This is a genomic window from Psychrobacter sp., from assembly GCF_035469765.1.
GTDB lineage: Bacteria > Pseudomonadota > Gammaproteobacteria > Pseudomonadales > Moraxellaceae > Psychrobacter.
Map to the genome: position 1 here is coordinate 1 of NZ_DATIRM010000031.1, position 2,014 is coordinate 2,014.

The window sequence follows — 2,014 nt, forward strand, 5'->3', positions numbered from 1 at the left end:
ACAGTGATCTCAGTAGGAATCGGTAAACCCGGCTCTTGGTTTGAGGTCGCAGCGTTAAATTCTTTACAGAACGCCATGATGTTCACGCCTTTTTGACCCAATGCTGGACCAATCGGTGGTGAAGGATTTGCTTTGCCTGCAGGCACTTGCAGTTTGATGTAACCATCAATCTTCTTAGCCATGATTCTCTCCTAAATGGGTAATAGCGCCAAATCAATATGGTAAATACATACGCAATTGACTAACAGCTCCCCGGTTGATGAAATTTTTTGCTGGTTTAGTCTAGCTTCTCAACTTTACTAAACTCAAGCTCAACCTGAGTCGGTCGATTAAATACGTTTACCGTTAAATGTAGTTTAGACTTCTCATAATCCACTTTTTCAACCAACCCTTTAAAGTCAGTGAATGGACCATCGATAACCAACAACTCTTCGCCCGGCTCAAATAGAGTCTTAGGACGTGGGTCAGTTTCAGTCTGATTCAAACGGTTTAAAATGCGATCAGCTTCTACTTCCGTAATCGGCGCTGGTGTTTCTGGCGTACCGCCAATAAAACCCATAATGCGTGGGCAATCTTTTACGATATGCCAAGTATTGTCGTTCATGTCCATCTGGATCAATACATAACCCGGAAAGAACTTACGCTCGCTTTTACGTTTTTTGCCGTCTTTCATTTCGACGACTTCTTCAGTAGGTACCAATACATCGCCAAAAAACTCAGCGAATTCACTACGATTAATACGATCAGTTAATGAACGCTGTACTTGCTTTTCATATCCTGAAAATGCTTGGACAATATACCAACGCATATCACGCTCCTGATCATTGTAAGTAAGTCGTTATCTATAAATTTTGGATAAACAGTCGCTAATACGCACTATTAACCAATAAATATGCCAACGAACCAATTAAAAAAGTTATCTAATAGCCAGACTAATAAACCAACAACCGCAATCATGACAATCGTTTGCCATGTATATTGGAAGGTTTCGTCTTTGCCAGGCCAAGTAACGCGGCGTAGTTCTACGGCAGCGTCTTTCAATAAAGTTTTAAATGCACTGCCCTGATTCGTCATTGCAAGACATAACAGTGCAAACACAAATAGCGCAACGATAATAGCAACACGTACCCAAAGGTCATTGGCAGGTTGCCAATAGCCGGGTAGATATTGATTAACTAACGTTGCACTGATTAAAACAACTGCGGCTAGTAGCCACAAAATCACATCTTTTACTGAACCTGTCTTAGCAATTTCAATAGCAGTCGTTTGATTGCCAGCTGAAACATGCTTGTCTTTGGACAGCATTCCACCAGCAACTGCCTTGGCATCAGATAACTTAGTCTCGAGGTTATCTTGATTATTGCTCATAAAGAACTCACTTCGGAGATGGTGGGGTATAACAAAGATGTGATAAGAAGATGGCAGGCGATGTAGGACTCGAACCTACAACCCTCGGTTTTGGAGACCGATGCTCTACCAATTGAGCCAATCGCCTATGGGTGTTAAGGCTGATAATTATACAAGATTTTAATGAGAATGCAAGTTTTAAGACGATATTTAATTAGGATAATCTAATAAATCACTTTTTTAACGATAAAAATCTAGAAAACCCTATTCAGAATTACATATGAGAGCCAAAATCTAAAAAAGGTTTATTGCCTTAACTGTTTAAGACATACAGCTTCTATTTTAATAACTATAGTTAAAATACCTTAAAAACGCTACGGTACTGCTAGTATAAATTTTTTGCAGCCTCTGTCTGCGTAGGCACAGTAAGCAAGAAAAATTGATATCAGCAGTATGTTATGTATCGATATTGCTTTTCCCTGACTATACTAACTTGAGAAGCATTGCTTTGACTTATTAAACCGTTCACCCACAAAAAAGCCGCTCTCAATAAAGAGAACGGCTTTTGACTAACCTATTAACGAAGATCAGATTACTCTGACAGCGTTAAGCATTAGTTTAATACGTTAGCAACAACACCAGCGCCTACAGTACGGCCGCCTTCACG

Annotated in this window: 2 protein-coding genes, 1 tRNA gene and 1 pseudogene; all 4 read right to left on the minus strand. The window is 39.9% G+C overall.

Annotation, left to right across the window (positions count from 1 at the left end):
* Positions 1-182 (minus strand): annotated as a pseudogene (gene rplK / locus VLN09_RS00750) (50S ribosomal protein L11); the annotation flags it as partial.
* A gap of 95 nt (positions 183-277) precedes the next feature.
* Entirely contained in the window at positions 278-808 is a 531-nt protein-coding gene (gene nusG, locus VLN09_RS00755; RefSeq protein WP_325243159.1) for a transcription termination/antitermination protein NusG, read from the minus strand.
* Positions 809-879: 71 nt separating this feature from the next.
* Positions 880-1,368, minus strand: a complete 489-nt coding sequence (gene secE / locus VLN09_RS00760; protein ID WP_325243161.1) for a preprotein translocase subunit SecE — start codon at positions 1,366-1,368, stop codon at positions 880-882.
* Positions 1,369-1,419: 51 nt separating this feature from the next.
* Positions 1,420-1,495: transfer RNA gene (locus tag VLN09_RS00765), tRNA-Trp, on the minus strand.
* Positions 1,496-2,014 lie beyond the last annotated feature (519 nt).